Below are 26,003 nucleotides of genomic sequence, written 5' to 3'. Positions count from 1 at the left end.
GAGGGGAAGAGCCGCCATTCTAACGCCATGGGCTTGTATTCACAGGGGTTAATCACAACAATGTGGGCAATGACCTCGCAGCCCTGATGTGGAAAGCACCCGACCTATGGAAAAGAAACTGACCATCCTCGACATCGCCCGTCTCTGTGGCGTCGGCAAGTCGACCGTCTCCCGGGTGCTCAATCAGGATCCCAAGGTCAAGCCACAGACCCGCGAGCGGGTGGAGCAGGTCATCGCCCAGCACGGCTTCGTGCCGAGCAAGTCGGCCAGGGCCATGCGCAATCAGAGCCAGCAGGTGGTGGGCATCATCGTCTCCCGGCTCGATTCCAGCTCGGAAAACCAGGCGGTGCGCGGCATGCTGGAGACCCTCTACGCCCGCGGCTACGACGCCGTGCTGATGGAGAGCAAGTTCTCCCCCGACAAGGTAAGCGAACACCTGGCCGTGCTGGCGCGGCGCGGGGTGGATGGCATCATCCTGTTTGCCTTCAACGATCTCGACTATGCCGCCATGACACCGCTGCGAGAGAGGTTGGTGCTGGTGGCCCGCGAATCCCCCGGTTTCTCCTCGGTCTGCTTCGACGATGGGGGGGCGGTACGTACCATGCTGACGCAACTAGAAGGACGCGGGATCCAGGAGATCGCCTATCTGGGGGTGGATGCCTCGGATGTCACCACCGGCCAGCGTCGGCTGGATGCCTATCTGGCCTACTGCCGGGAACAGGGTCGCCTACCGCGCTCCGCGCTCGGGGATCTCAGCCTGCAGAGCGGTTATCGGCTGGCGGCCGAGCTGCTCACCCCCACCACCCAGGCGCTGGTCTGCGCCAGCGACACCCTCGCCATGGGCGCGGCCAAATACCTGCAGGAGCAAGGCCGCGGCGAGGTGCTGGTGACCGGCCTTGGCAACAATCCCCTGCTCAGCTTCCTGTTCCCCAACGCCCTCAGCCTGGATCTCGGCTACAAGGGCGCGGGGGAGCAAGCCGCACGCCAGCTGCTCGGTCAGATCGAGCAGGGCAGATCGCCGCAAGCCACCATAGCCCCCTGCCAGCTGTTGTGAGCCTCATCACTCGTTGCTGAGCGAAATTCGCACATTCTGTGACTCTCACCACGAAATGGGAACGTTCCCATTTCTGTCGGGAGCGATTGGTAGCATGCTAAATAGGAACTATACCAAGAACACTTGGGTCAGCAGGCTGGCCCTACAGGGTGATGCATACCAAACTCAATAGAGTCACAGAGGGAAGACTCATGTCCAAGATCAACGCACAACATCTGGCCCAGCTTATCGACAAGATCGGCGGCAAGGAGAACATCGCCACCGTCAGCCATTGCCTGACCCGGCTGCGCTTCGTGCTCAATGACCCGGCCAAGGCCGACTCCAAGGCCATCGAGACCATACCGGCGGTGAAGGGAAGCTTTACCCAGGGCGGCCAGTTCCAGGTGGTCATCGGCAACGAGGTGGAGCAGTGGTACAAGGCGCTCACCGAGGAGATCGGCGTCAGCGGTGCCAGCAAGGATGCCGCCAAGCAGGCGGCGCGCCACAACATGAACCCGCTGGAGCGCGGCATCTCCCACCTGGCGGAGATCTTCGTGCCGCTGCTGCCCGCCATCATCACCGGCGGTCTGATCCTGGGGTTTCGCAACGTCATCGGCGACATCAAGATGTTCGATGGCAAGACCCTCACTGAGATCAGCCAGTTCTGGGCCCAGGTGCACGCCTTCCTCTGGCTGCTGGGTGAGGCGATCTTCCACTTCCTGCCGGTCGGCGTCTGCTGGTCCGCGGTGAAGAAGATGGGGGGCTCCGAGATCCTGGGGATAGTGCTGGGGATCACCCTGGTCTCGCCGCAACTGATGAATGCCTACGCCATCGGCCAGCAGGTGCCCGAGGTGTGGGACTTCGGTCTGTTCGTCATCGAGAAGGTGGGCTATCAGGCCCAGGTCATTCCGGCCCTGCTGGCAGGGGTGGCGCTCGCCTATATCGAGACCAACCTCAAGCGCATCATCCCGGCCTATCTCTACCTGGTGATAGTGCCCTTCATCTCCCTGCTGCTGGCGGTGATCCTGGCCCACACCCTGATCGGCCCCTTCGGCCGCTGGATTGGTGAAGGCGTCGGCTTCGCCGCCAAGGCCGCCATGACCGGCTCCTTCGCTCCCATAGGCGCGGCCCTGTTCGGTTTCCTCTACGCCCCCCTGGTCATCACCGGTATCCACCACACCACCAACGCGGTGGACCTGCAGCTGATGCAGAGCATGGGCGGCACCCCGATCTGGCCGCTGATCGCGCTCTCCAACATCGCCCAGGCGTCCGCGGTGGTGGGCATCATCCTGATCAGCCGCAAGGAGAACGAGCGGGAGATCTCGGTGCCTGCCGCCATCTCCGCCTACCTCGGCGTGACCGAGCCGGCCATGTACGGCATCAACCTCAAGTACAAGTTCCCCATGCTGTGCGCCATGGTGGGCTCGAGCTGCGCGGCCCTCATCTGCGGCTTCGCCGGGGTGATGGCCAATGGCATAGGGGTCGGCGGCCTGCCGGGCATCCTCTCCATCCAGCCGCAATACTGGGCCATCTATGCCGTCGCCATGCTGGTGGCCATAGTGGTGCCCCTGGCGCTGACCCTGCTGGTCTACAAACGCCAGCAGGCGGCTGGCAAGCTGGAACTGACTGCCGCCTAAGCGCCTGACACGGAGGCGGAGCCCAGGCTCCGCCCTTTTTATCGTCCTTTTTCAATCCGTTACCCGTTTCAACAAGATGAGCGACCCGACCATGAAACAGACTCCCTGGTGGCAGAGTGCCGTGATTTACCAGATCTACCCCAAGAGCTTTCAGGATTCCGGCGCCCGCGGTACCGGCGATCTCAAGGGGATCATGGCCCGCCTCGACTACCTCAAGACCTTAGGGATAGATGCCCTCTGGCTGACCCCGGTCTACGTCTCCCCCCAGGTGGACAACGGCTACGACATCGCCGACTACCTGGCCATCGATCCCGCCTACGGCACCATGGCCGATTTCGAGGCGCTGCTGGCGGCGGCCCACGAGCGCGGCATCCGCATCGTGATGGACATAGTGGTTAACCACACCTCCACCGAGCACGCCTGGTTCAAATCCGCCATGGGGGATAAGCACAGTCCCTATCGCGACTACTACATCTGGCAAGATCCTGTGGCGGGCGGCGTGCCCAACAACTGGCAGTCCAAGTTTGGCGGCAGTGCCTGGGAGCTGGACCCCGCTACCGGCCAGTATTATCTGCACCTGTTTGCCCGCGAGCAGGCGGATCTGAACTGGGAGAATCCGGCGGTGCGGGCCGAGGTGAAGAAGGTCATCCACTTCTGGGCCGACAAGGGGGTCGATGGCTTCCGGCTCGACGTCATCAACCTCATCTCCAAGGATCAGGCCTTCCCGAACGACGACCTGGGCGATGGCCGCCGCTTCTACACCGACGGGCCGCGCATTCACGAATTCCTGCAGGATATCAGCCGCGATGTCTTCGCCCCGGTGGGCGCCATGACGGTGGGCGAGATGTCCTCCACCTCGCTGGCGCACTGCCAGCGCTACGGCGCGCTGGATGGCTCAGAGCTCTCCATGGTGTTCAACTTCCATCATCTGAAGGTCGACTACCCGAACGGTGACAAGTGGACCAAGGCCCCCTTCGATTTCCTCGAGCTCAAGCGCATCTTCAACCACTGGCAGAGCGGCATGCACGGCAAGGCCTGGTCGGCCCTGTTCTGGTGCAACCACGATCAGCCGCGCATCGTCTCCCGCTTCGGCGACGAGGGCGAGCACAGGGTGGCGGCCGCCAAGATGCTGGCCAGCACGCTGCACGGCCTGCAGGGCACCCCCTACATCTATCAGGGGGAGGAGATCGGCATGACCAACCCCGGCTATGGCAGCATCCATGACTATCAGGATGTGGAGAGTCGCAACATCTTCGCCATCAAGCAGGGCGAAGGGGTGCCAGAGGCGGAGATCCTCGCCATCCTCGGCGCCAAGTCGCGGGACAACTCCCGCACGCCCATGCAGTGGAGCGCCGCCACCAACGCCGGTTTTACCAAAGGCACCCCCTGGCTCAAACCCGCCGCCAACTACCCCGAGATCAATGCCGAGGCCGCGCTGGCCGACGCCGACTCGGTGTTCTGGCACTACCGGGATCTGATTGCCCTGCGCAAGGCGCACCCCATCTTCACTCAGGGGGATTATCAGGAGCTGCTGCCGGGCCACGAGCGCCTCTGGGCCTATAGCCGCAGCTGGCATGGCCAACGCCTGCTGGTGGTGAGCAACTTCTACGGCGAGCCAGCGGACTTTGCCCTGCCCGAAGGGATGCAGGCAGGCGAGGGACGCCTGCTGCTTGGCAACTACCCGGACAGCCCGACCCGACTGCAGTCTTGCCGGCTGCGGCCCTATGAATCCCTGATCTGGCTGGTGGAGTAGATGATGACTGAGGCAACGACCATGGTGGCAACCCAGTCGCAGCAGGGCGCTCAGCCAGAGCGTGGCCAGGAGTGGCACAAGATGGTGGCGGGGCAGCCCTATGATGCGGCTGACCCCGAGCTCAAGGCTGCGCGCGAGCGCTGCCGCTTCCTCTATCACAGCTTCAACACCTGTTGGCAGGAGAAGCCCGAGCGGGACGCCCTGCTGCGCGAGTTGCTCGGCAGCCGCGGCGCTTCCTGTGCCATCAACCCGCCCTTCTTCTGCGACTATGGCGCCAATATCTTTTTAGGTGAGAACTTCTACGCCAACGTCAACTGCACCATCCTCGACGTGTGCGAGGTGCATATCGGCGACAACGTGCTGCTGGCGCCTGGGGTGCAGATCTACACCGCCGCCCACCCGATCGCGGTGGTACCTAGGGTGGCCGGGGTCGAGTTCGGCAAGCCGGTGCGGATCGGCCACAACGTCTGGATCGGCGGCAGCACCGTGATCTGCCCCGGCGTCACCATAGGCAATAACAGCGTCATCGGCGCCGGCTCAGTGGTGACCAGGGATATTCCGGCCAATGTGGTCGCCGTCGGCAATCCCTGCAAGGTGCTAAGGCCCATGACGGCGGAGGAGCTGGCAGGGATGGGCCCTGCGGAGGCGTAGTGAACCTGTATCGAACGATGACAAAGGCGCCATAGAGGCGCCTTTGTCATTTCCGATGAAGGACCTGGTGCAGGCCCCTGCCTCGCTAGGTAAACACAGGACCGAAGCCAGAGCCCCACAGAACGGCGGTGGTCGCCAGCACGCAGACCAGCAGCACCAATCCGACCGTGACCACAGAGCTGGCATAGATGAATCCCTGCTCCTTGGGAATGTGCATCAGGATAGGGACGCCGACATAGAGCAGGTAGACGGAGTAGCTAAGCCCGATGAGGCCGATGATCATGACGAACCAGAGATGGGGGTAGAAGGCCGATAGCCCGACCATGAACAGCGGGGTGGAGGTATAGGCTGCCAGCTCGAGTGTCGTCGTGTAGCTGGGGTCAGAGCCGAAGGTGTGACCCATCCAGTGCGCCAGATAGGCCAGGGCAAACACCCCTATGACCAGCGCCACGTACATGGCCACCGACAGCATGAAGGCGCTGTCCGAGGTCAGGGTGATGGGATCGCCTACACCTATGCTCCAGCCGATATGGACGGCGGAGTAATAGGCGCAGACTGACGGGATAAGGGCCACGATAAGAATATGGGTCAGACTGTTTCTGAAACTGTCGTGCGCCTCGTCTATGGTATGCCATTCGGTGTGAGGATGGGCATACAATCCCCATAAGTGGTTTAATATCATAGCGTTATTCCTTTTCAGCTTGGATTGTGAATCGTCGTATACCGCTCGCGCTCCTCTCTATCATTGTTGCATCGCTCGACGGGCCGTCCATTGCAACCGCTACGGCTAGCTTTAAATAAAGCTGCTCCCCTCCCCGGGCGTCAAGGAAGGAACCGGGAACCACAGAAACAGAAAAGCCCGGCGTTGCGGCCGGGCTCTTGAATTGCGCTCTGGGGCTGGACTCGAAGCGGTGACATGCGAAGCAATGGCTCGCCATGCAACATGCAGGCGCCTCTCGAGCCACTCGTCACAACCATCTTTCATGTCTGCATCGCGGATAAGCAAGAGGGGATGCCATGGCATCCCCTCTTCGCATTATCTGAGCTGAGTCAGATTACTGTTGTACTTCCTGCACGCCGGAAACGCGGACTTCGACGCGACGGTCCGGGGACAGGCAGGAGACCAGCTGATCCTTGGCGGTGATGCCATCGCACTGGGTGCCGGTTACCGGGTCGGCTTCGCCACGACCTTCGATGGAGATCTTGCTGGTGGCCAGACCCTTGCTCACCAGGAAGTCTGCGACGGTGCGGGCACGCGCCTCGGACAGCTGCTGGTTGTAAGCCTCGGAACCGATACGGTCGGTGTAACCGACAACGACGGCGCTGCCATCTTTCGGCTGGAATTCAACGATTTGCTGATACAGACCGTTCAGGGCTTCAACCCCTTCCGGCTTCAGTTCTGCCTTGCCAAAGGCAAACAGCACGTCTGAGTTCAGGGCAAAGTTCTTCTCGACAACCACAGGGGCCGCTTCTGCAACGACGGGTGCAGCAACAGGCTCAACATAGGAGGTGCGGAACGGGTGATACACCGCTTCCAGCGTCGCTACGCTCTGGTTGGATTTGTACTGTTCGCCAGTGTAGGTGGTCAGATCAGCCACGTCCCACATGTAGCGGTAACGAGCCTGCAGATCCAGCGCATCGTTCAGCTTGTAAGTCAGACCGACGCCAGCCATCGGCGAAACGCGGGAATCCGTCATGCCAAAGCCGTGCGTATGGGACCAGTAGGCACCGGCTTCACCAAACAGGGAGAAATCCTCACCCAACGGCAGACGGGCGATACCGGACAGGGTGGCACCCTGATTTTCGTAGGCGTTGTTGTTGTTGCCGCTATTGGTATTGCCACGACCGGCGTACTGGTAACCCAGTTCGGCACCGAAGGTTTCGTTGAAGTTGTAACCCATGAAGAGGTTACCGGTGAACGCGTCTTCGGTACCACTCTCAACGCCTTCTACCTTGTTCAGGCCATTAAAGTGAGCAGCACCAACACCGGCACCAAAATAGATGTCGTCGGTAGCGTGAGCTGCAGTGCTTGCCAATGCCAGTGCAATCCAGACAGGAGTCAGTCGTAAGTTCATCGTATAGCCTCATCAATGCTAAATGGTGGGCGTTCAGCCCTTGTTATGTATGGCCACTATTCTATAGGCGAAATCATGTACAGGACCTTAAGCAACCAGACTATTTACCACTCATTTTACTGTTTGTTTTTCATGCACTTCTCGGCTTTAACCAGAAAAACGTTTTTACTCAATAGCGGGCTTCTTATGCCCTGGGATGTTAGTGATGTATGGTGACTGAGTGAATAGTCATAGGATTATCGAGCCCATGAAAAAAGACCCTTGTCTTGCGACAAAGATCTTTTTGAAATTGGCTCCTCCGAGTGACACATGGATTAACAGCCCGCCACTTCTCTACCGGCTTAATTAAGGAAGAGATATATCTTTAGTACCGGATATACGGCCCCCCATCATCCCGATAGAAGAACTCCGAGGAAATCGAGACAGCGGATGGCCATCGAAGATCCGGCTTTTAAAGACGGTATCAAGAAAAAGAGGGGTCTGCGATATATCGATAGCGCCCAGCAAACCTGTCCCCAGATCAGCCAACCGTGAAAAACAGGCAAAGAAAAAGCCCAGCTTTGCAGCTGGGCTTTTGTGTTGGCTCCTCCTACTGGACTTGAACCAGTGACATACGGATTAACAGTCCGCCGTTCTACCGACTGAACTAAGGAGGAATTGTACTTTGGATGCAAGATATCGCTATCTCATCATCCTTAATTGGTGCCCAGAGACGGAATCGAACCGCCGACACGGGGATTTTCAATCCCCTGCTCTACCGACTGAGCTATCTGGGCAAATGGTGCCGGCTACCGGAATCGAACTGGTGACCTACTGATTACAAGTCAGTTGCTCTACCTACTGAGCTAAGCCGGCACACTTTAAACCACTGTGCATGAACACATTTTCACTTCATGGCACCAAAACTTGGTGCCCAGAGACGGAATCGAACCGCCGACACGGGGATTTTCAATCCCCTGCTCTACCGACTGAGCTATCTGGGCGTGGGCGCTATTAAACGGATTTTAGGGCGGGTGGTCAACGGGAAATTTCACTTTCCGTCTCGTTCGTCTCTTTTTTGCGCAGCATCGCCCGTTTTTATCACTTCCGCAGGTGAAGCCACCTCCCGACGGCCCCAGAGTCGAGATTCCTCTCCCTTCAACAGGCGGGTGATGTTCTCGTGATGGCGGATCAGAATGAGGCAGGAGAGCAAGGAGACCGGCAGGGTGTATTCTGGTTTGAGCAGGTAGGTGAAGAGCGGGGTCAGCAGCACGGTGACGATGGAGGCCAGCGACGAATAGCCGCTCACCAGCAGCACCAGCAGCCAGGTGGCGATCGCCGCGCCCCCCATGGCAAAACCGATGGGCAGCATGGTACCCAGTGCCGTGGCGACGCCCTTGCCACCCCGGAAGTGAAAGAAGATGGGATACATGTGACCGAGACAGGCCGCCACGCCGATGAAGCCGAGGTAGATGGGCTTGATCTGCAGATACCAGGCGAGGTAGACGGGCGCCGTGCCCTTGAGCACATCGAGCAGCAGCACGACCAGCGCCGCCATCCGCCCGCCGAGGCGCAGCACATTGGTCGCCCCCGGGTTGTGGGAGCCATGATCGCGAGGATCCGGCAGCCCCCTGATGCGGGAGACCAGCACGGCACTGGACAGCGAGCCGCCCAGATAGGCCAGAATAATCATCAAAATCGTCAGGGCCGTCATCTTGGTCGTTTTTACCACGATATGAATGGGGTATGATGCGGGCCACATTCTCTGGCTTGGGGTTGCCCAACAGCGTGTCGCCCAAACCGACCGTCAGCAGCAATCTGCTGGCCAGACCTGCATCCCTGCGCTGTTCTCACAGCCCATCAAGAGTAAAGAAGAAGTACTGTCATGGACAAGGTGTTTATTCGCGGACTCGAGGTTTTGACCACCATAGGGGTATATGAGTGGGAGAAAGGCATTCGCCAGAAGCTCTGTTTCGATCTCGAGATGGGCTTTGACAACCGCCCCGCCGCCGCAACCGACGATATCAAGCTGGCATTGGATTATGCCACCCTCTCACGCAAGATCTGTGATCACGCCGCCGGCACCATAGTCGAGCTGGTCGAGACCATGGCCGAGCAGGTCGCCGCCCTGGTGCTGGCCGATGAGCGGGTGCAGTGGGTCAGGGTCGTGCTGACCAAACCGGGCGCCGTGCCCAACGCAGCCGGCGTCGGCGTCGAGATCCTGCGCCACCGCACCCCGGCCGCGAGTGCCCAGTGATGGGAATTCGTACCGATGACGATCAGGGCGGTGACAGCATGACCCGCATCTACATCAGCCTGGGCTCCAACATCGAGCGAGAGCGCCACATCCGGGCCGGGCTCGATGCCCTGCAGGCCGAATTTGGCGAGCTTGAGGTCTCTCGGGTGTTCGAGAGCGAGGCGGTGGGCTTTGCCGGTCGCCCCTTCTACAACCTGGTGGTGGGCGCCGACACCGAGCTGCCGCTGGCGATCTTGTGCCAGCGCCTACGGGCCGTGGAGTTCGCCCATGGCCGCGAGCCGGACGCCAAGAAGTTCGCCCCGCGCACCCTGGATCTGGATCTGCTGCTCTATGGGGATCTGGTCTGCGAGGCGCCGGTGGCACTGCCCCGCGGCGAGATCCTCAGCAACGCCTTCGTGCTCTGGCCGCTGGCCGAGCTGGCACCCAGCCTGCGCCATCCCACCGATGGCCGTACCCTGGGGGATCTGTGGCAAGCCTACGACAAGGCATCGCAGCGACTCAGCCCCATTCCCTTCCACTGGGCGGCGTGCGAATTGCAGCCTCACTGAAGCACAAGGGCACCTCGCGGTGCCCTTGTGCTTATCGGCCATCAGAAAGAGTGATTGGGCCCAAGCCCCGGCGACTGGCAGCATGGCCCTGATACCGGAGACCACAATGCCACTCGATACCATTCATGACTTCAACTGCCAGCTGTTGAGCACTCTGCCCCACCAGCGCTATCAACACGAACCCATCCTGGATTACGCCACCGACGAGCGGGTCAAGGCACGCCTCGGCTGGCAGGCGGAATTCAGCAAGACCCTGTTCCTCAAGTTCAAGGATGGCCGCTTCGCCCTGCTGCTGACCCACAGGGACGGGCGGCTGGACAACAAGGCGGTCAAGGCCAGCCTGGGGGCCAAGCCCTCCATCTGCACGCCACAGGAGATGCAGGCGGAGATCGGCTGCCTGCCGGGGGCAGTCTGCCCCTTCCTGCCCCGGGCCGACATCCCGCTGCTGGTGGACTCCGCCCTGCTGGCCCACCACGCCTTCACCTGGACCCCGGGCCACCCGGAGCAGACCTTCCTGCTGGCGGCCCTGCCCTGCCAGGTCAGCTACCTGCCCGTGGCACAGACCTGATCACTGCTTTTCATCTGACCGAACGGGGCCGCGAGGCCCCGCTCACCCCTGCTCTTTCCTGGCCAGCTGGGCGAAGATCAGCGCCGCCAGCATGGACATCAGGCCGATGCAGAGATAGGTCAGGTGGAAGCCACCCAGCCACTGCTCACTGCCCTGTGCCGGCTGCCCGGCGGAGAATAGCCCGAGCAGGCTGGCGGCGATGGCCACCCCCAGGCTCATGGAGAGCTGCATCACCACCGACAGCAGGCCGTTGCCGCTGCTGGCATGGTCGGCGCTCAAGTCCTGCAGCGTCAGGGTGTTCATGGCGGAGAATTGCAGCGAGTTGATGGCACCGAACAGCATCAGCCAGACCAGCAGCACCCCGTGGGGCACCTGGTTGTCGATGAAGTAGAAGCTGGCGATCATGACCCCCAGCGCCAAAGTATTGCCGATCAGGATGCGGCGATAGCCGATGCGGGGAATGAGCTTGTTCACCAGCGTCTTGGTCAGCATGGCGCCGATCACGGTCGGGATCATGGTCATGCCCGCCTTGCTCGGGGAGAAGCCCAGCCCCAGTTGCAGGAACAGCGGAGTCAGGAAGGGCATGGCGCCGCTGCCGAGACGGGCAAACAGGTTGCCCCAGATGCCGATGGCGAAGGTCGAGGTCTTGAACAGGGCCAGGCTGAACAGGGGCTGCTCGGTGTTGGCGGCATAGAGCCAGTAGCTCGCCATGGCGGCGAGACCGAACAGGACGGCAAACAAAGCCCAGCCAGTCGATATACTGTGCTCCCCCAGCCCTTGCAAACCGACGGATACCAACACCATACCGGCACTGAATAGCACGAAACCCTGCCAGTCAAACTTGGCGGTGTGTTGTCGCAAGTCAGGCATGAAGCTCCAGGTGGCGATGAAACCGATCAGCCCCACCGGCAGGTTGATGAGAAACACCCAGTGCCAGCTCGCCACCTCCACCAGCCAGCCCCCCAGCGCCGGGCCGAGCAACGGCCCCAGCAAACCCGGGATGGTGACGAAGGACATCACCCGCAGCAGCTCATGCTTGCTGTAGACCCGCAGCACGGCGAGGCGCCCTATGGGCATCAGCAAAGCCCCCCCCACCCCTTGCAGCACCCGGGCGGCGACCAGCATGGGCAGGCTGTTGGCCGCGGCACAGGCCAGGGAACCCAGGGTGAACAGCAGTATGGCCGCCAGGTAGACGCGGCGGGTGCCGAATCTGTCCGCCAGCCAGCCGGAGGCGGGGATGAGCAGCGCCACCGTCAGCATGTAGGCGATGATCACCGACTGCATCTGCAGCGGGCTCTCCCCCAACGCCGCGGCCATGCTGGGCAGGGCGGTGTTGAGTATGGTGCCATCGAGTGTCTGCATGAAGAAGCCGACCGCGGTCAGCAGGGGCAGCCACTTGCGTTGGGCAGGGGTAACCAGGTGCGAGTGTTCGGGCATGGGCAGCAACCTCTCCTTGTTGTCTTGACCTAAAAAGAGACCCGCACTCGTTGAAAACAGGGGCGGGTCACATCAGGATATCAGGCATCCGGCTGGCCGAGCATGGCTCTGAGCTGCGCTTCGAGCGTGGGCTCAGGTGCCTTGAGAGTCTCGAGGAACAGGGTCTCGATCCCGGCCTTGTCCCGGCTCTTGACGATAAACACCAGCCTGGACTGGGCCCGTCCTTCCGGCCACTCCCCCAGGGTCTGCAGCGGATAGAGCTGGCCGTGGACGCCGTGGATCACCACCGGCTGACTCTCTCCCTCCAGCAGCAGTATCCCCTTGAGCCGCAGCAGGGCATCGCCGTATTGGGCCTGCACCGCATCGATCGCCGCCAGCAGCCGGGAGGGTTTCAGTGGCTCGCCGATGCGCAGGGAGAAGCTCTCGATGTTGCCGTGCTCGAAGTGGGTCGGGGTGGCGGTGCCCACCCTGGCCGCGACCGGCGTCATCCTCGGCTGCAGTGGCGAGGCCAGCCCCTGCTTCGGGGATTCGGTGCGCAGCCAGGCCAGCAGCTGGCGCACATCGCGCCCCGCCGCCTCGTTGTAGGCGCCGAGCTTCTCCAGCACGGTCGGCGACAGCTCGCCATTGCTCACCCGCTGGATCGGCGCCGCCGGGTTGAGCAGTGCCAGCCGGGCTTCCACCCGCGCCAGCACCTCGGTCTCCACCAGGTCGCCCTTGCTCACCACCAGCAGATCCGCCAGCGCCACCTGCTTGACCGCCTCATACTGCTGGCCGAGCTGCTGCTCGATATGGCCGGCATCCACTACGGTGACTGTGCCATCGAAGCGGTAACGCTGGGCGATGAAGCCCTCCTCCTTCAGGGTGAACAGCACGGGGGCCGGATCCGCCAGCCCGGTGGTCTCTATGATGAGCCGCTTGAAGGGTTTGATCTTGCGCTGGATGGCCTTCATAAACAGCCCCTGCAGCGCCTCCACCAGGGAGCCCTGCACCGAGCAACAGATACAGCCGGAATCGAGCAGCACCACCTGCTCGTCCACCTGCTGCACCAGATGATGATCCAGCCCCACAGAGCCGAACTCGTTGATCAGCACCGCGCATTCGCCGAGCTCGGGCTGCTTGACCCAGTGGTTGAGCAAGGTGGTCTTGCCGCTGCCGAGGAAGCCGGTCAGCAGGGTGACGGGAATGCGGGTATCTTGCATATCGGTCATGTTAGCGCCTCATCGGTTGGCAAACAGATCGGCGAGCCAGCGGTTTTCGAACCGCCCCTGGGGATCGAGCTCGGCCTTAAGGGCCAGGAAGTCGTGCCAGCGCGGCAGCAGCGCCGGGAAGTCGTAGAGATCCATCGCCAGGTGCTTGCCGAAGTGGGGAATGCCGCCGAGCGGCACCAACAGTTGTTGCAGCTCGCGCATCTGCTCCATGGAGCCATTAACGAAGGTGCCATCCGCCGCCAGATAGACCAGGAAGCCGACCCAGCACACCGACTGGTCATAAGCCGCGCTGAGCCAGGCCTCGGAGGGGCCGGTGCAGCGCAGGATGAAGGGGTAGTGCAGCACGCCGGGGTTGGCCTGCTGCCAGCGTTGCAGGATCTCCAGCGCCTCGGCCATGCGATGCAGCGGCACCGCCACCTCGCAGTTGATCTGGGGCGCCGGTATCCCCTTGCAGAGGATCTGGTAGACGTTGCCCACCAGATCGGAGGCGTCCTTGAAGCGGCGCACCGTCTCGAAGTGCTCCCCGAGCCGCGCCTCATCCTTGGTGTCCTTGGCCATCTTCTGCAGGGTGGCATCTATGGTGGCATTCATGCGGGCGTCGATGTCCCCCTCCAGCAGCAGCGGCTCGCTGCCCGCGGCGCGGTAACGATCTACCTCCTCGTCACTGGCCGGATCCACCAGCCAGATGTGGCTCTCGCCGGTCCAGGCGAACCACCAGCTCTTCACGAAGCCGTGCTCGCGGTTGAGCCGCTCGTTGTGCTCCAGCAGGAAGGGGTAATCGGTGGTGAACTTGGTGCAGCGCATGATGCGGTTCGGCACGGTGCGCAGGGTGACGTCGAGCAGCACGCCGAGCATCCCCATGCCCATCACGAAGGCGCCGAAGCGCGGGTCGGTGCGATCAACCCGGATGAGGTCGCCATTGGCCAGCATGAGGGTCATGGCCTCCACCGCATCGCACAGGGCGGACTGGTGCAGCCCCTGGCCGTGGGTGCCGGTGCTGAGCGCGCCCCCCAGGGTCTGGATGCCGATGACCCCCGGCGAGGCGGGCAGCATCCGCTCCATGGCGATGAGATCCCCATAGACGGTATCAAGCGGCGTCCCCGCCTGATAGGTGACGCTGTCTTCCGTCTTGCTGAGCTGGCCGCGCAGATGATGCAAGTCCACCAGCAGCGCCTGGCTGCCCTCGGCATAGACGCTGTGAATGGGTTCGAAGGAGAGCCCTGAGCCGATCAGCCGCAGCTTGCGCTCGGGATGTTCACGCAGCAGGCGTTGCAGCTGGTCGCGGCTGGTCGGGCGCCACACCTGCTCCAGCGCACCGAGGGGGTTGGTCCTGGACCAGTTGAACAGCACCTCTCGATTGCCAATCGCCTTGATGCTGTGAAATGCCTGGAACCTGACCGTCATACCGCGCCTCATCTGACTTCAAAATGAGCGTCAATTCTACCGAAAAGTGAGCCGCAAGGCATGAAAAACAAGCCCCTACAGTCGAGGGGGTGGATAACGAAGGCCTGACCCATGCAAAGCGGGGATGCTGGCGGCCATCGCAAGACCCAAGCGCGATCAGCTGGCGAGCGACATGGCCCGGCTGGCCGCCTCCGCCCGCAGCACAGCACAAAACTGCCGGAGCGGCACCGGGCGACCGAACAGATAGCCCTGCAGGTAGGTCACCTTGCCCTTGAGATAATTCGCCTGCTGGCGGGTCTCGACCCCTTCGGCGATCAGGGTCAGTCCGAGCCGGTGGCCGAGATCGATCACGTTGGCGACTATGTGCTCGGACAGGGATTCGGTGCCGATCCGGCCGATGAAGGATTGATCGATCTTGAGGTAGTCCACATTGAATTGCTGCAGATAGACCAGGCTGGAGTGGCCGGTGCCGAAGTCATCCATGGCCAACCTGACCCCCATCTCGTTCAGTTGCCTGAACAGCGAGAGGGTATGGGGATCCGCCACCAGCAGCTCGCGCTCGGTCAGCTCGAGCACCAGCACCACCTTGCCCGGCTCGAAGCGGGCGAGAAACTCGCGGCACTCCCTCAGCAGAATGTAGTCACGGCAATGGGCCGCGCTGATGTTGAAGCTGATGTGAAAACCTTCGGGCAGACGCCGCTGTTCGGCGGCCAGCCGCTGACCCACCTCCGCCATGATGAGGCTGGTCATGGGCACGATCAGGCCGCTGACCTCCGCCTGGGGGATGAACAGGTCCGGGCGGATCAGGCCCGCGTTCGGATGCTGCCAGCGCATCAGCACCTCGGCCCCCATGATCCGCTCGCCATCGGTCGACACCAGGGGCTGCAGGAAGGGGACAAATTCCCGCGCCTGCAGGGCGCGCGCCAGCTCGTTGGCCGGGGAGCGGGGACGACTCAGCAGCCACCACATGAGCAGGGCAAAGCCGATGCAGATCCCCATCAGCACCAGCAGTCCAAACCAACGGTGCTGCAACAACCCTTGCCAGCTGGTGGAAAACTTCTGCCCCACGTAAATGGCGAGGGGATAATCCTGCGAGCGCAGCATGACATGGGCATCGCCGGACAAGGCGGGGGCCTCGCTGAAGAAGTTGCCCTGCTCATCGAGCCAGTGGCTACCGACGTTCAGCATCAGCTCGAGGGAGGGAATATGAAGGCTCAGGATGAAGCTGAGGTAGTCGCCATCGATGAGCGCCAGGGTGGACGCCTCCCCCTGCACGGCCCGCACCGCCAGGAAGGGGTGACCATTGCGAACGGGGCTGCTGTTGCTCAGCAGCAGCTGCCCCTGGCTGTATTTCTCCGCCGCATAGGGCATCTGATAGGAGCCGAAGAAGGAGGTGCAGTAGATGTTGCCCTGATGCGCCAGATTGACCGAGCGGATGAAAGACTCCATGGCCGCCTTCTCCCTCAGATCGAACAGCACGGCTTCGCAGGGCTTGCCCAGCAGCGGCAACGCATTGCGGTTAGCCTCCTTGGCATGCCCCAGCATGTTTTCCAGCATGGTCATGGCGCGATCCGCCGCCTGATTGGACTCCAGCAACAGACCCGCCTGATAACGGCTGTACAACGCCCAGCTGCCGAGCAGCATGGGCAGTGTGAATACCAGCAAGGTGATGGTCAGACGCAGCCAGGGCCGAGCCGTGTCGAACGCGGGGGAATAGGTCATGGGTGGTCCTGCTGCACAAGGACCGCCATGTTAACGATAGAAACTGAACCCAGGCCTAACCGTACAAAAAACAACCACACGAAGATGTTCTGGCGGGCGCCATGAGGCGCCCCTAGGCAAGATCCGCGAGCCTCGGCTCCGCCGACCCGGCTTCCGGCTGCAGCTCGGCGCAAAACTGCGGCAGCGGGATCGGCTGACCGAACAGGTAGCCCTGCAGATAGTCGACCCCCTTGTCGCGCAGATAGTCGGCCTGCGCCTCGGTCTCGACCCCTTCCGCCACCAGCGCCAGCCCCAGCCGCGAGCCCAGATCGATGACGTTGTCCACTATGTGTTCGGAGAGGGACTCGGTGCCGATCCGGCCGATGAAGGAGCGGTCAATCTTGAGATAGTCCACGTGGAACTGCTGCAGATAGAGGAGGCTGGAATGGCCGGTGCCGAAGTCGTCGACCGCCAGCTTGACCCCCATCTCGTCCAGCTGCTTGAACAGGGAGAGCGTGTGCGCGTCCGCCACCAGCAGCTCGCGCTCGGTCAGCTCCAGCACCAGCACCACCCGGCCCGGGATGAAGTGCGCGAGGAAGCCGCGGCACTCCTCCAGCAGGGAGAGATCCCGGCAATGGGCCGCGCTGATGTTGAGTCCGACATGGAAGCCGTCCGGCAGCTTGTCCTGCCGGGCCGCCAGTTGCACGGCCACCGCCTGGATCAGCTGGCTGGTCATGGGGACTATCACCCCGCACTCCTCGGCCTGGGGAATGAACAGGTCGGGGCGGATCAGACCCGAGCTCGGGTGCTGCCAGCGCATCAGCACCTCGGCCCCCATCACCTTGCCGTCGCCACTGGTCACCAGCGGTTGCAGATAGGGCACGAACTCCCGCGCCCGCAGCGCCCGCTTCAGCTCCCCCTCCATGGAGCGTGGCCGCCCCAGCAGCCACCACACCAGCAGTGAGATGCACAGCGAGAAGCCCAACAGCATCAGGATGGTCAGGTGCCTGACATGCCACAGCGCCCCCCAGATGGAGGGCAGTTCGAAACCGGCATAGACGGAGAGCGGATAGTGCTCGGACTTGAGCTTGTGCACCGCCAGGGTCGGCAATCTGTGATAGCCCTCCATCAGGTGCCCCTTCTCATCCAGCCAGGCGTTGCCCACATGCAGCTGCACCTCCCCCGAGACCGGGGCACTCAGGGCCAGCATCAGCTTCAGGTATTCGCTGTCAATGGTGCTGAGCACGGCCCCATCCTGCGATTCGGTGCGCACCGCCAGCATGGGGTGATTGGCCCTGACCGGATTGCCCGACAGCAGGCGCAGGAAGCCCCCGCTGTAGGCACCGACATCGTCCTCCCAGTGCACATCCCCGAACAGCGAGTTGCAGTAGACCCCGTAGTCGTTGATGAGGCTGGCGCTACGGACGAAAGGGGCCAGCGTGACCTCCCTGCGCAGGGTCAGCAGCGAGGTTTTGCAGGGGTGCCTGATCAGCGGGAAGATGTTTCTGTTGGCCCCCTCGGCATGATGCAGCATCGCCTCCATCAGGCGTACCGCCTTGGTGGCGGCCAGCTCGGATTGCTTGTCCAGGGTGTGCAGATAGTTGCTGTGCAGCTCCCACAGGCCCACCGAGGTCGGGAGCGCAAACACCAGCAAGGCACATAACAGCCGCCAGCAGGGGCGCGCGGCATCTAATCCCAATAGAAACATTGTCTGACCATCCAGGAATGAGGCGGATAGAACGACCAGCCCCATGACATCGGCACCTCGCCGGCATGAGGCCCAGAGTCGCAGCCAAAAAAGCGGGGCATGATACAGCGGCCGATCCGTTGCGCTCACGAACCAGATCAGTTTTTACTCAATAAAGAGAGAAATGCGTCGAGGGGGATGGCGGGGCATGGGGGCGTTCCCCTCCCCTTATCTCGCCAGCGTCAGGCCGCAGGATCCTGAGGCGTCTCAGTCTGCTTGGCGCCATGAAAAAGCCCCGACATGGGCCGGGGCTTTTTATCAGACTGCGTGCGCCGCGTCGGCGCCCAGCCTTACACCGCTTGCTGCAAGATCACCGCATCGGCCTTCTTGGTATAGGAGGCGATCTCGTTGAAGTTGAGGTAGCGATAGGTATCGGCCGCGGTGGCATCCAGCGCCTTGGCGTACTGCAGGTACTCCGCCACGGTCGGGATCTTGCCGGTGATGGCGGCAACCGCGGCCAGCTCGGCGGAGGCCAGGTAGACGTTGGCACCCTTGCCCAGACGGTTCGGGAAGTTACGGGTGGAGGTGGAGACCACGGAAGCCCCCTCCGCAACCCGCGCCTGGTTACCCATGCACAGGGAGCAACCCGGGATCTCGATGCGGGCACCGACCCGGCCGAAGATGCCGTAGTAGCCCTCTTCGGTCAGCTGATCCTTGTCCATCTTGGTGGGCGGGGCTATCCACATGCGGGTCGGCAGCTCGCCCTGGTACTTCTCGAGCAGCTTGCCGGCGGCGCGGAAGTGGCCGATGTTGGTCATGCAGGATCCGATGAACACCTCATCGATCTGGCAGCCAGCCACGTCGCTCAGCAGGCGGGCATCGTCCGGATCGTTCGGCGCACACAGGATGGGCTCCTTGATGGTGGCGAGGTCGATCTCGATGATTTCGGCGTACTCGGCATCCTTGTCCGCCTCCATCAGCACCGGATTGGCCAGCCACTCCTCCATCCCCCTGATACGGCGGGTGATGGTGCGCACGTCGCCGTAGCCTTCGGACAGCATCCACTTCAGCATGACGATGTTGGACTTGAGGTACTCGATGATCGGTGCCTGATCCAGCTTGATGGTGCAACCGGCGGCGGAGCGCTCGGCGCTGGCATCGGCCAGCTCGAACGCCTGCTCCACCTTCAGGGTCGGCAGCCCCTCGATCTCGAGGATGCGGCCGGAGAAGATGTTCTTCTTGCCCGCCTTCTCCACAGTCAGCAGGCCGCGCTGGATGGCGGCGTAGGGGATGGCATGGACCAGGTCACGCAGGGTGATGCCCGGTTGCAGCTCGCCCTTGAAGCGCACCAGCACGGATTCCGGCATGTCCAGCGGCATCACGCCGGTGGCGGCGGCGAAGGCCACCAGACCAGAGCCCGCCGGGAAGGAGATCCCGATGGGGAAACGGGTGTGAGAGTCACCACCGGTGCCCACGGTGTCCGGCAGCAGCATGCGGTTCAGCCAGGAGTGGATGACGCCGTCACCGGGACGCAGGGAGACGCCGCCGCGGTTCATGATGAAGTCCGGCAAGGTGTGGTGGGTCTGCACATCGATGGGCTTGGGATAGGCGGCGGTGTGGCAGAAGGACTGCATGGTCAGATCGGCGGAGAAGCCGAGGCAGGCCAAGTCTTTCAGCTCATCCCGGGTCATCGGGCCAGTGGTGTCCTGGGAACCGACCGTGGTCATGCGGGGCTCGCAGTAGGTGCCGGGACGGATGCCCTGCACGCCGCAGGCCTTGCCCACCATCTTCTGGGCCAGGGTGTAACCCTTGCCGGTGTCGGCCACAGGCACAGGGCGACGGAACACGGTGGAGAACGGCAGCGCCAGCGCCTCGCGCGCCTTGTCGGTCAGACCGCGGCCGATGATCAGCGGGATACGGCCACCGGCGCGCACCTCGTCGATCAGCACCTCGGTCTTGAGGGTGAACTCGGCCAGCACCTCATCGGTGCCGTGGCGGGTGATCTTGCCCTCATAGGGGAAGATGTCGATCACATCGCCCATCTCCAGCTTGGAGACATCCACTTCGATGGGCAGGGCACCGGCATCTTCCATGGTGTTGAAGAAAATGGGGGCGATCTTGCCGCCGAGGCAGACGCCGCCGGCACGCTTGTTCGGCACGAACGGGATGTCGTCGCCCATGAACCAGAGCACCGAGTTGGTGGCGGACTTGCGGGAAGAGCCGGTACCGACCACGTCACCGACGTAGGCCAGCGGGAAGCCGGTCTGCTTGAGCTCTTCGATGGCCTTGACCGGGCCTATCACGCCATCTTTGTCCGGGGTGATGCCGGGGCGGGCGTTTTTCAGCATGGCCAGGGCATGGAGCGGGATGTCAGGGCGGGACCAGGCATCCGGCGCCGGAGACAGGTCATCGGTGTTGGTCTCACCGGTCACCTTGAACACGGTGACGGTGATCTGCTCGGCCAGGGCCGGGCGGTTCAGGAACCACTCGGCATCGGCCCAGGACTGCAGCACCCGTTGGGCGTGCGCGTTACCGGCCTTGGCCTTCTCTTCCACGTCGTGGAAGGAGTCAAACATCAGCAGGGTGTGGGAGAGGCCCTTGGCAGCAAGAGGGGCCAGCTCGGCATCATCCAGCAGATCGATCAGCGGCTGGATGTTGTAACCACCCTGCATGGTGCCGAGCAACTCGACGGCTTCGGCCGCGGTCAGGATCGGGGAGTGCGCCTCGCCCTTGGCGACGGCGGTGAGGAAACCGGCCTTCACATAGGCCGCTTCATCAACACCAGGTGGAATTCGGGAGGACAACAGTTCTTTCAGAAAATCTTGTTCACCGGCGGGCGGGTTCTTGAGCAGTTCAACCAGGGCGGCGACTTGCTCTGCATCCAGAGGTTTGGCAACCACGCCCTCGGCGGCACGTTCTGCGACGTGTTTACGGTAGGTTTCAAGCACGACTAATTCCTCTTTGGTCTTTTTTTTGGGGTTCGCCCAAGCTCGCGGCGATCGTCCTTGCGGGACACCCGTAGGGTGCCCCCCACTATATAAGTTTTAACGAGTAAGTAAAATCCAAACCCTGTTCACTTATTCACCAAATCAACATAACCATCTAATCTTGATAAGGTTTTTTAAAAGCACAAAAAACACACCCGACCAGAGTTAACAAAAAGGCAGCATTTCCCCCTTATTCAAAGGTGGTGCCCAATTGCAGATAGAACATGTCGTGCCCCCCTTCCGCCACACCATAACCGAGGAAGATGGGACCGAGGAAGCTCTCCACCCCCACATAGACGGAGCCGGCGGTGTAGGAGGACTCCAGGCTGATGTCCGCGCCCTTGTCCCAGACCCCGCCCTGCTCGAGGGAGCCGCCGAGGAACAGCGGTGCCTTGACGGCGCCGAAGTCGTTGTCCGCCACCCGATAGATGTAGCGCAGACCGCTGAACAGGCTGTAGCGGCCGCTCAGCTGGTAGTGCTGGAAGCCGGACAGCCGGAACAGACCGCCGAGATCCTGCACGAACAGCGGTACCTCTTCCTCCGAGGTGGAGCCGCCCCCTTCCAGCATCAGGTTGAGGCTGTGTCGCCCCCATGACCAGGGCTTGATCAGCGCCAGGTGATAGTTGATCCCCTCGGTATTTTCGGTCGGCGCATTGGTCGGTTCGACCTTGATGTGGGAGTAGCCGCCCTTGATGTCCCAGTAGATCCCCTCGTAGGGGAAGTAGCGACTGTCGAGGGTATCGTGCTCGAAGCGGACATAGGGTCCCCAGGAGGAGGCATCCGCATCCGCATCGGACAGGTTCTGAATATCGACGCTGCCCACCTTGCCCTCCAGCCCCAGGGAAAGCCGGCTCCAGGGCTGACGGTTCCAGCCGACGGAGAGATCCACGCTGGTGAAGCTGTACTCCGAGTCCAGATAACTCACGCCGGACGTCTGCACCTCATCCTCCGGGAAGAAGACCCGGCGCTGGGTCTTGTCATAAGCCAGACTCGCCTCGCCGAAGAAGGTCTGGGAGGGCTCGAGCGGGGTGTAGAAGTCGGTCTTGAGGTGCTTGGCCGTGCCCAAGGAAGCCTCGGTCAGCCACTCGGCCCCCCAGTCATTGACGTTGGTCAGGTTGTAGGACATACCGACGTTGTAGTTGGAGGTGCTCTCGAAATCATCGGAGAAACCGAGCTGGAAGTTGAGATAACCCGGCCCCCAGTTCTTCTCGCTGGCATTGACCACCAGCACGTTCTCACCGCTCCGCTCCTCCACCTCATAGGTGATGCGATCGAACGACTCCAGCGCATAGAGCCGGCGGATGCCCGCCTCCAGGCTCTCATAGGTCTGCACCTTGTCCGGGCGCACCTTGAGCATGGCGCGCACAGTGTCGTCGGAGAGGCGCGACTTGTTGACGATCTCCACCTTGTCGATGTAGTAGGCCGGCTGACCGCTGCGCTCGGCGCGGCGGCTCAACTTCTGGTTGCGGTAGTCGGCATAGCGCTCCGGCGAGAGCGACAGGGCATCGAGCTGGCTAGAGGCGCGGTTGGCCACCACCTCCCCGACCCGGATCCCCTCCGGCATGCGGGCAAAATCGGCGATGCCCATGTCGCCGAACTCCGGGCTGAGCAGCACATCCTTGGGCCCCAGCAGGGCCTTCTGCTTGTCGGTGCCGACCTGGGTCATGTAGGTGGTGAGCTGATCGATCATCGCCAGCCCCGACTTCAGCGACTCGCGGGTGCGCAGCTTGGCACCTATGTCCACCGCGATGACGATGTCGGCGCCCATGGCCTTGGCCACATCCACCGGCATGTTGTTGACAGTGCCGCCGTCGGCCAGGATATGCCCCTCCCACTCCACCGGCTTGAGGGCGCCGGGGATGGACATGGAGGCCTGCATCGCCTTGGCGAGGCTGCCGTGATCCAGCACGAAGGGGGTCACGGTTTCCATGTCCGTGGCCATGGCACGGTAGGGAATGGGCAGGTTGTCGAAACTCTTCTGCACCGGCAGGTTGGAGGTGGCGTGGCGCAGCAGGCTGGCCATGGACTGGCCCTGGAAGAAGCCGTCCGGCAACTGGACAGAGTCACCGTTGACGCCGATGTCGGTACGCAGCTGGTATTTCTCGCTCTGCTGCTTCTTGCGCAGGGAGAGTTCATCGCGGCCGACCTTGTCCTGATAGCCCTTGTTCCAGTCGATGGAGAGGGTCATGCGTTCCACCTCCTCGGCGCTGAGCCCCATGGCGTACATGCCCGCCACATAGGAGCCCATGCTGGTGCCCACCACTATGTCGACCGGGATGCGCTTCTCTTCCAGCACCTTGAGCACCCCGATGTGGGCCGCCCCCTTGGCGCCGCCACCACTCAGCACCAGCGCGATCCTGGGTCGATCGGACTGGGCCGCCGCCATGAAAGGCAGGGTCGCCAGCAAGAGCAGAAGCAGGTGGGTCCATCCCCGATGAAAGATGCGCATATGATTGTCCATTGATCCAGTGCGAGCCGAGTGAGCCGTGATGCCTACTATAAGATGAGGAACTGTAACCGCAACTGCCTGTGCTGGCGAGATTTCATCAAGATCCCGTCGGCCGGCCGGGAGCATGGGCGGCATCAATCCAGTCCCGGCCTGATGTGAGCGCAAACGTTAATCGGCAATAAACGCCGGCATCGCCTCAAGGGCGCGGGTCGGCGGCCGCTAATATGGGCTCAACCTTCGGCCCACACTCCCGAGTCACCCCTATGTTTGCAAGCCTGACACTCAAACAGAAAATTCTGGCCACCGTCATCCTGGCCGTGGCGCTCTCCTGCCTGCTGGTGGGCTACTTCAGCCAGCGCTCGGCCCAGCAGCTGATCGAGGCCCGCATGTTCGAGCAGGAGTTGCCGAACCTGACCCAGCGCATCGGCAAGGAGATCGAGAAGGATCTCACCTCGGTCGCCAATGCCGCCAAACAGCTCGCCAACGATCGCTTCGTGCTGGACTGGGTGGCCCGTGGCATGCCCAAGGAGCAGGAGTCCATCCTCGTCGATCAGCTCAAGGACATGACCGCCCAGTACGGCCTGGTCACCGCCTCCTTCGCCGATCGACAGAGCGCCGCCTACTACAATCAGGACGGCTTCCTGCGCAACCTGACCCCGGAGCAGGATGGCTGGTTCTACGGCTACACCAAGAGCCCGCAGGATCTGATGCTCAGCATCTTTCGCGAGAGCAACGGCGAGGTGAAACTGTTCGTCAACTTCCAGCAACTCGACGGCCGCGGCCTGGCGGGGCTCGCCAAGTCCCTCGACAGCATGGTCAGCATGCTGGCCAACTTCCGCATCGGCGACAGCGGCTTCGTGTTCATGACAGATGGCAGCGGCAAGGTGAAGCTGCACCCGGATGCCGCCCGCATCGACCGCGATACCCTGTCCCAGCTGGCCGGGGCCAGTGCCGCTGGCCTGCTGACCAAGCAGGCGTTCGCCGCCACCCACGCCGAGATCGATGGCCAGCCGGTGGTGCTCGCCACCAGCTATATTCCGCTGCTCGACTGGTACCTGGTGGCCCAGGTACCAGAGGCTGAGATCTACGCCGAACTGGATCGGGCCCGCTTGCACATCCTGCTGGTGAGCCTGGCGATCGCCGTCAGCATGGGGCTGCTCGGCGTGCTGCTGGCGGGCTCGGTCAGCCGTCCGCTCAACGAACTGGCCCGCCTGTTCCGCGAACTCGGCAGTGGTGACGGGGATCTGACCCAGCGCCTCAAGGTGGAGGGACGGGACGAACTCGCCCAGGTCGCCACCGGCTTCAACAACTTCGTGGCCAAGATCCACGGCTCCATCGAGCAGGTGGCCAGCAACTCCCGTCAGCTCGCCGCCACCGCCAACGAGGTGGCCAGCAAGGCCCAGCTGACCCAGCACAACTGCACCGCCCAGCGCGATCGCACAGTGCAGGTGGCCACCGCCATCCACGAGATGGGCGCCACCGTCGGCGAGATCGCCGGCAACGCCTCCCTGGCCGCCGACGTGGCCAAGCAGGCCAACGAGCAGGCCGATGCAGGCGCCCTGATGGTGGCCCAGGCACGCCACGGTATCGTCGGCCTCTCCGACGAGATCGAACAGGTATCCGGCGTCATCGAGTCGCTGGCCAACCAGACCGACTCCATCGGCAGCATCCTCGACACCATCCGCAGCATCTCGGAGCAGACCAACCTGCTGGCGCTCAACGCCGCCATCGAGGCCGCCCGTGCCGGTGAGCAGGGCCGTGGCTTCGCCGTGGTGGCCGACGAGGTGCGCAACCTCGCCAGCCGCTCCGCCGCCTCCACCGCCGAGATCCAGGGCATGATCAACCGCCTGCAGGAGCAGAGCGCCCGCGCCGTCAGCGCCATGACCCAGGGCCGCAGCCAGAGTCTGGCGGTGGTGGCCCAGGCCGACGAGGCCGATGCGGCCCTCGGCCAGATCACCGGCCATATCACCCAGATCAGCGACATGAACATCCAGGTCGCCACCGCCACCGAGGAGCAATCCAGCGTGGTCGGCGAGATCAACCGCAACGTGGAAGACATCAACCAGCTGACCATGGAGACCGCCGACATCGCCCACCAGCTGACCGAGTCCAGCCGCAGCCTGCAGCAGCTCTCTGGCGAGCTCGACAAGCTGGTCGGCAACTTCCGGCTCTGAGTCTCCTCCGCCCTTTCCCCTCATCCAGGGAGCGCAGCCGCGCTCCCTTTTTGCGACAACGGCAAGCCATGACGCAGCACCGCCAACTCGGCTCAGGATCCCGGCAGGAATGACGCATAATCAGAGGAGAACCAAGGAGAACGGAAATGGGTAAACTGATGATGGTAATGGTACTGGGGGCGCTGTTGTCGGCCTGCAGCAGCGGGCCGGTGCGAGTGCACGGCGCCGATGTCAGTGTGGATGACACCCGGATCCGGGTCTACGACGGCCATAATGATGGCTATTACGATGATGACTATCACGGCGGCCAACGGGGTCGTTTCTGTCCCCCGGGACAGGCCAAGAAAGGGCGCTGCTAGCGCCTTTTTTTATGGCCGTCATCTGCTGGTCGGCCTGCTGCAAGCGCGCGTCCAATACAGGCGCCGCCGGATCTTAGTGCTCCACCCCGGCGATGC

At 62.5% G+C, this 26,003-nt stretch carries 19 protein-coding genes and 4 tRNA genes; 9 read left to right on the top strand and 14 right to left on the bottom strand.

Features of this window, described 5'->3' with window-relative positions:
• The first annotated feature begins 106 nt into the window (after positions 1–106).
• The 4 genes from treR to KW821_RS11495 all read left to right on the top strand — a co-directional run bounded on the left by treR (position 107) and on the right by KW821_RS11495 (position 5,074).
• Positions 107–1,054, top strand: coding sequence for a trehalose operon repressor TreR (gene treR, locus KW821_RS11510; RefSeq protein WP_218291539.1), 948 nt, complete (start codon positions 107–109; stop codon positions 1,052–1,054).
• Positions 1,055–1,245: 191 nt separating this feature from the next.
• The gene (gene treB / locus KW821_RS11505; protein ID WP_218291538.1) at positions 1,246–2,670 is read left to right on the top strand and encodes a PTS trehalose transporter subunit IIBC; all 1,425 of its coding nucleotides are present in this window, start codon (positions 1,246–1,248) and stop codon (positions 2,668–2,670) included.
• A gap of 91 nt (positions 2,671–2,761) precedes the next feature.
• Positions 2,762–4,423 (top strand): alpha,alpha-phosphotrehalase, encoded by a 1,662-nt coding sequence (gene treC, locus KW821_RS11500; RefSeq protein WP_218291537.1) that lies wholly within the window; start codon positions 2,762–2,764, stop codon positions 4,421–4,423.
• A gap of 3 nt (positions 4,424–4,426) precedes the next feature.
• The gene (locus KW821_RS11495) at positions 4,427–5,074 is read left to right on the top strand and encodes a sugar O-acetyltransferase (RefSeq protein WP_371317606.1); all 648 of its coding nucleotides are present in this window, start codon (positions 4,427–4,429) and stop codon (positions 5,072–5,074) included.
• An 85-nt stretch (positions 5,075–5,159) separates the two neighbouring features.
• Here the strand turns inward: KW821_RS11495 and KW821_RS11490 are convergent, their stop codons facing one another.
• From KW821_RS11490 to plsY, 7 genes are all read right to left on the bottom strand, one after another.
• Entirely contained in the window at positions 5,160–5,756 is a 597-nt protein-coding gene (locus KW821_RS11490) for a Yip1 family protein (protein WP_042653188.1), read from the bottom strand.
• Between the two features lie 373 nt (positions 5,757–6,129).
• Entirely contained in the window at positions 6,130–7,149 is a 1,020-nt protein-coding gene (locus tag KW821_RS11485; protein ID WP_218291536.1) for an OmpA family protein, read from the bottom strand.
• A gap of 580 nt (positions 7,150–7,729) precedes the next feature.
• Positions 7,730–7,805, bottom strand: a tRNA-Asn gene (locus tag KW821_RS11480).
• 44 nt (positions 7,806–7,849) lie between these two features.
• Positions 7,850–7,925: transfer RNA gene (locus tag KW821_RS11475), tRNA-Phe, on the bottom strand.
• Between the two features lie 3 nt (positions 7,926–7,928).
• Positions 7,929–8,004: transfer RNA gene (locus KW821_RS11470), tRNA-Thr, on the bottom strand.
• A 52-nt stretch (positions 8,005–8,056) separates the two neighbouring features.
• Positions 8,057–8,132, bottom strand: a tRNA-Phe gene (locus tag KW821_RS11465).
• A 47-nt stretch (positions 8,133–8,179) separates the two neighbouring features.
• Positions 8,180–8,842: a glycerol-3-phosphate 1-O-acyltransferase PlsY gene (gene plsY / locus KW821_RS11460; RefSeq protein WP_042641224.1), complete on the bottom strand. Its 663-nt coding sequence runs from the start codon at positions 8,840–8,842 to the stop codon at positions 8,180–8,182.
• A 171-nt stretch (positions 8,843–9,013) separates the two neighbouring features.
• On the opposite strand from plsY, the gene folB reads away from it, so the two are divergent.
• From folB to KW821_RS11445, 3 genes are all read left to right on the top strand, one after another.
• Positions 9,014–9,385 (top strand): dihydroneopterin aldolase, encoded by a 372-nt coding sequence (gene folB, locus KW821_RS11455; protein WP_218291535.1) that lies wholly within the window; start codon positions 9,014–9,016, stop codon positions 9,383–9,385.
• A gap of 38 nt (positions 9,386–9,423) precedes the next feature.
• Complete coding sequence (folK, locus tag KW821_RS11450; RefSeq protein WP_218291692.1) at positions 9,424–9,933, top strand: 2-amino-4-hydroxy-6-hydroxymethyldihydropteridine diphosphokinase; 510 nt, start codon at positions 9,424–9,426, stop codon at positions 9,931–9,933.
• Positions 9,934–10,039: 106 nt separating this feature from the next.
• The gene (locus KW821_RS11445; RefSeq protein WP_218291534.1) at positions 10,040–10,501 is read left to right on the top strand and encodes a YbaK/EbsC family protein; all 462 of its coding nucleotides are present in this window, start codon (positions 10,040–10,042) and stop codon (positions 10,499–10,501) included.
• Between the two features lie 42 nt (positions 10,502–10,543).
• Here the strand turns inward: KW821_RS11445 and mdtD are convergent, their stop codons facing one another.
• From mdtD to KW821_RS11410, 7 genes are all read right to left on the bottom strand, one after another.
• Complete coding sequence (gene mdtD / locus KW821_RS11440) at positions 10,544–11,938, bottom strand: multidrug transporter subunit MdtD (protein WP_218291533.1); 1,395 nt, start codon at positions 11,936–11,938, stop codon at positions 10,544–10,546.
• An 80-nt stretch (positions 11,939–12,018) separates the two neighbouring features.
• On the bottom strand, positions 12,019–13,146 hold the full coding sequence (locus tag KW821_RS11435; RefSeq protein ID WP_218291532.1) for a GTP-binding protein: 1,128 nt from the start codon (positions 13,144–13,146) through the stop codon (positions 12,019–12,021).
• Positions 13,147–13,155: 9 nt separating this feature from the next.
• Entirely contained in the window at positions 13,156–14,550 is a 1,395-nt protein-coding gene (locus KW821_RS11430; protein WP_218291531.1) for a D-arabinono-1,4-lactone oxidase, read from the bottom strand.
• A gap of 156 nt (positions 14,551–14,706) precedes the next feature.
• Complete coding sequence (locus KW821_RS11425) at positions 14,707–16,272, bottom strand: EAL domain-containing protein (RefSeq protein WP_218291530.1); 1,566 nt, start codon at positions 16,270–16,272, stop codon at positions 14,707–14,709.
• 112 nt (positions 16,273–16,384) lie between these two features.
• Positions 16,385–17,959, bottom strand: a complete 1,575-nt coding sequence (locus KW821_RS11420) for an EAL domain-containing protein (protein WP_218291529.1) — start codon at positions 17,957–17,959, stop codon at positions 16,385–16,387.
• A gap of 329 nt (positions 17,960–18,288) precedes the next feature.
• Positions 18,289–20,886, bottom strand: coding sequence for a bifunctional aconitate hydratase 2/2-methylisocitrate dehydratase (acnB, locus tag KW821_RS11415; RefSeq protein ID WP_218291528.1), 2,598 nt, complete (start codon positions 20,884–20,886; stop codon positions 18,289–18,291).
• A 229-nt stretch (positions 20,887–21,115) separates the two neighbouring features.
• Positions 21,116–23,374, bottom strand: coding sequence for a patatin-like phospholipase family protein (locus KW821_RS11410; protein ID WP_042641235.1), 2,259 nt, complete (start codon positions 23,372–23,374; stop codon positions 21,116–21,118).
• Positions 23,375–23,637: 263 nt separating this feature from the next.
• On the opposite strand from KW821_RS11410, the gene KW821_RS11405 reads away from it, so the two are divergent.
• On the top strand, positions 23,638–25,548 hold the full coding sequence (locus tag KW821_RS11405; protein WP_218291527.1) for a methyl-accepting chemotaxis protein: 1,911 nt from the start codon (positions 23,638–23,640) through the stop codon (positions 25,546–25,548).
• A 146-nt stretch (positions 25,549–25,694) separates the two neighbouring features.
• A complete protein-coding gene (locus KW821_RS11400) occupies positions 25,695–25,907 on the top strand; it encodes a hypothetical protein (RefSeq protein WP_163154529.1) in 213 nt (70 codons plus the stop codon).
• Positions 25,908–26,003 lie beyond the last annotated feature (96 nt).

Origin of the sequence: Aeromonas sp. sif2416, from assembly GCF_019218665.1 — a bacterium.
In the GTDB taxonomy this organism is placed as follows: Bacteria; Pseudomonadota; Gammaproteobacteria; order Enterobacterales; family Aeromonadaceae; genus Aeromonas; species Aeromonas encheleia.
This window is presented reverse-complemented; position numbering and strand designations above follow the sequence as displayed.

Coding starts and splice junctions, on each gene's coding strand:
- treR (WP_218291539.1), top strand. CDS start 107: ATGGAAAAGAAACTGACCATCCTCGACATCGCCCGTCTCTGTGGCGTC.
- treB (WP_218291538.1), top strand. CDS start 1,246: ATGTCCAAGATCAACGCACAACATCTGGCCCAGCTTATCGACAAGATC.
- treC (WP_218291537.1), top strand. CDS start 2,762: ATGAAACAGACTCCCTGGTGGCAGAGTGCCGTGATTTACCAGATCTAC.
- KW821_RS11495 (WP_371317606.1), top strand. CDS start 4,427: ATGACTGAGGCAACGACCATGGTGGCAACCCAGTCGCAGCAGGGCGCT.
- KW821_RS11490 (WP_042653188.1), bottom strand. CDS start 5,756: ATGATATTAAACCACTTATGGGGATTGTATGCCCATCCTCACACCGAA.
- KW821_RS11485 (WP_218291536.1), bottom strand. CDS start 7,149: ATGAACTTACGACTGACTCCTGTCTGGATTGCACTGGCATTGGCAAGC.
- plsY (WP_042641224.1), bottom strand. CDS start 8,842: ATGACGGCCCTGACGATTTTGATGATTATTCTGGCCTATCTGGGCGGC.
- folB (WP_218291535.1), top strand. CDS start 9,014: ATGGACAAGGTGTTTATTCGCGGACTCGAGGTTTTGACCACCATAGGG.
- folK (WP_218291692.1), top strand. CDS start 9,424: ATGACCCGCATCTACATCAGCCTGGGCTCCAACATCGAGCGAGAGCGC.
- KW821_RS11445 (WP_218291534.1), top strand. CDS start 10,040: ATGCCACTCGATACCATTCATGACTTCAACTGCCAGCTGTTGAGCACT.
- mdtD (WP_218291533.1), bottom strand. CDS start 11,938: ATGCCCGAACACTCGCACCTGGTTACCCCTGCCCAACGCAAGTGGCTG.
- KW821_RS11435 (WP_218291532.1), bottom strand. CDS start 13,146: ATGACCGATATGCAAGATACCCGCATTCCCGTCACCCTGCTGACCGGC.
- KW821_RS11430 (WP_218291531.1), bottom strand. CDS start 14,550: ATGACGGTCAGGTTCCAGGCATTTCACAGCATCAAGGCGATTGGCAAT.
- KW821_RS11425 (WP_218291530.1), bottom strand. CDS start 16,272: ATGACCTATTCCCCCGCGTTCGACACGGCTCGGCCCTGGCTGCGTCTG.
- KW821_RS11420 (WP_218291529.1), bottom strand. CDS start 17,959: ATGTTTCTATTGGGATTAGATGCCGCGCGCCCCTGCTGGCGGCTGTTA.
- KW821_RS11410 (WP_042641235.1), bottom strand. CDS start 23,374: ATGCGCATCTTTCATCGGGGATGGACCCACCTGCTTCTGCTCTTGCTG.
- KW821_RS11405 (WP_218291527.1), top strand. CDS start 23,638: ATGTTTGCAAGCCTGACACTCAAACAGAAAATTCTGGCCACCGTCATC.
- KW821_RS11400 (WP_163154529.1), top strand. CDS start 25,695: ATGGGTAAACTGATGATGGTAATGGTACTGGGGGCGCTGTTGTCGGCC.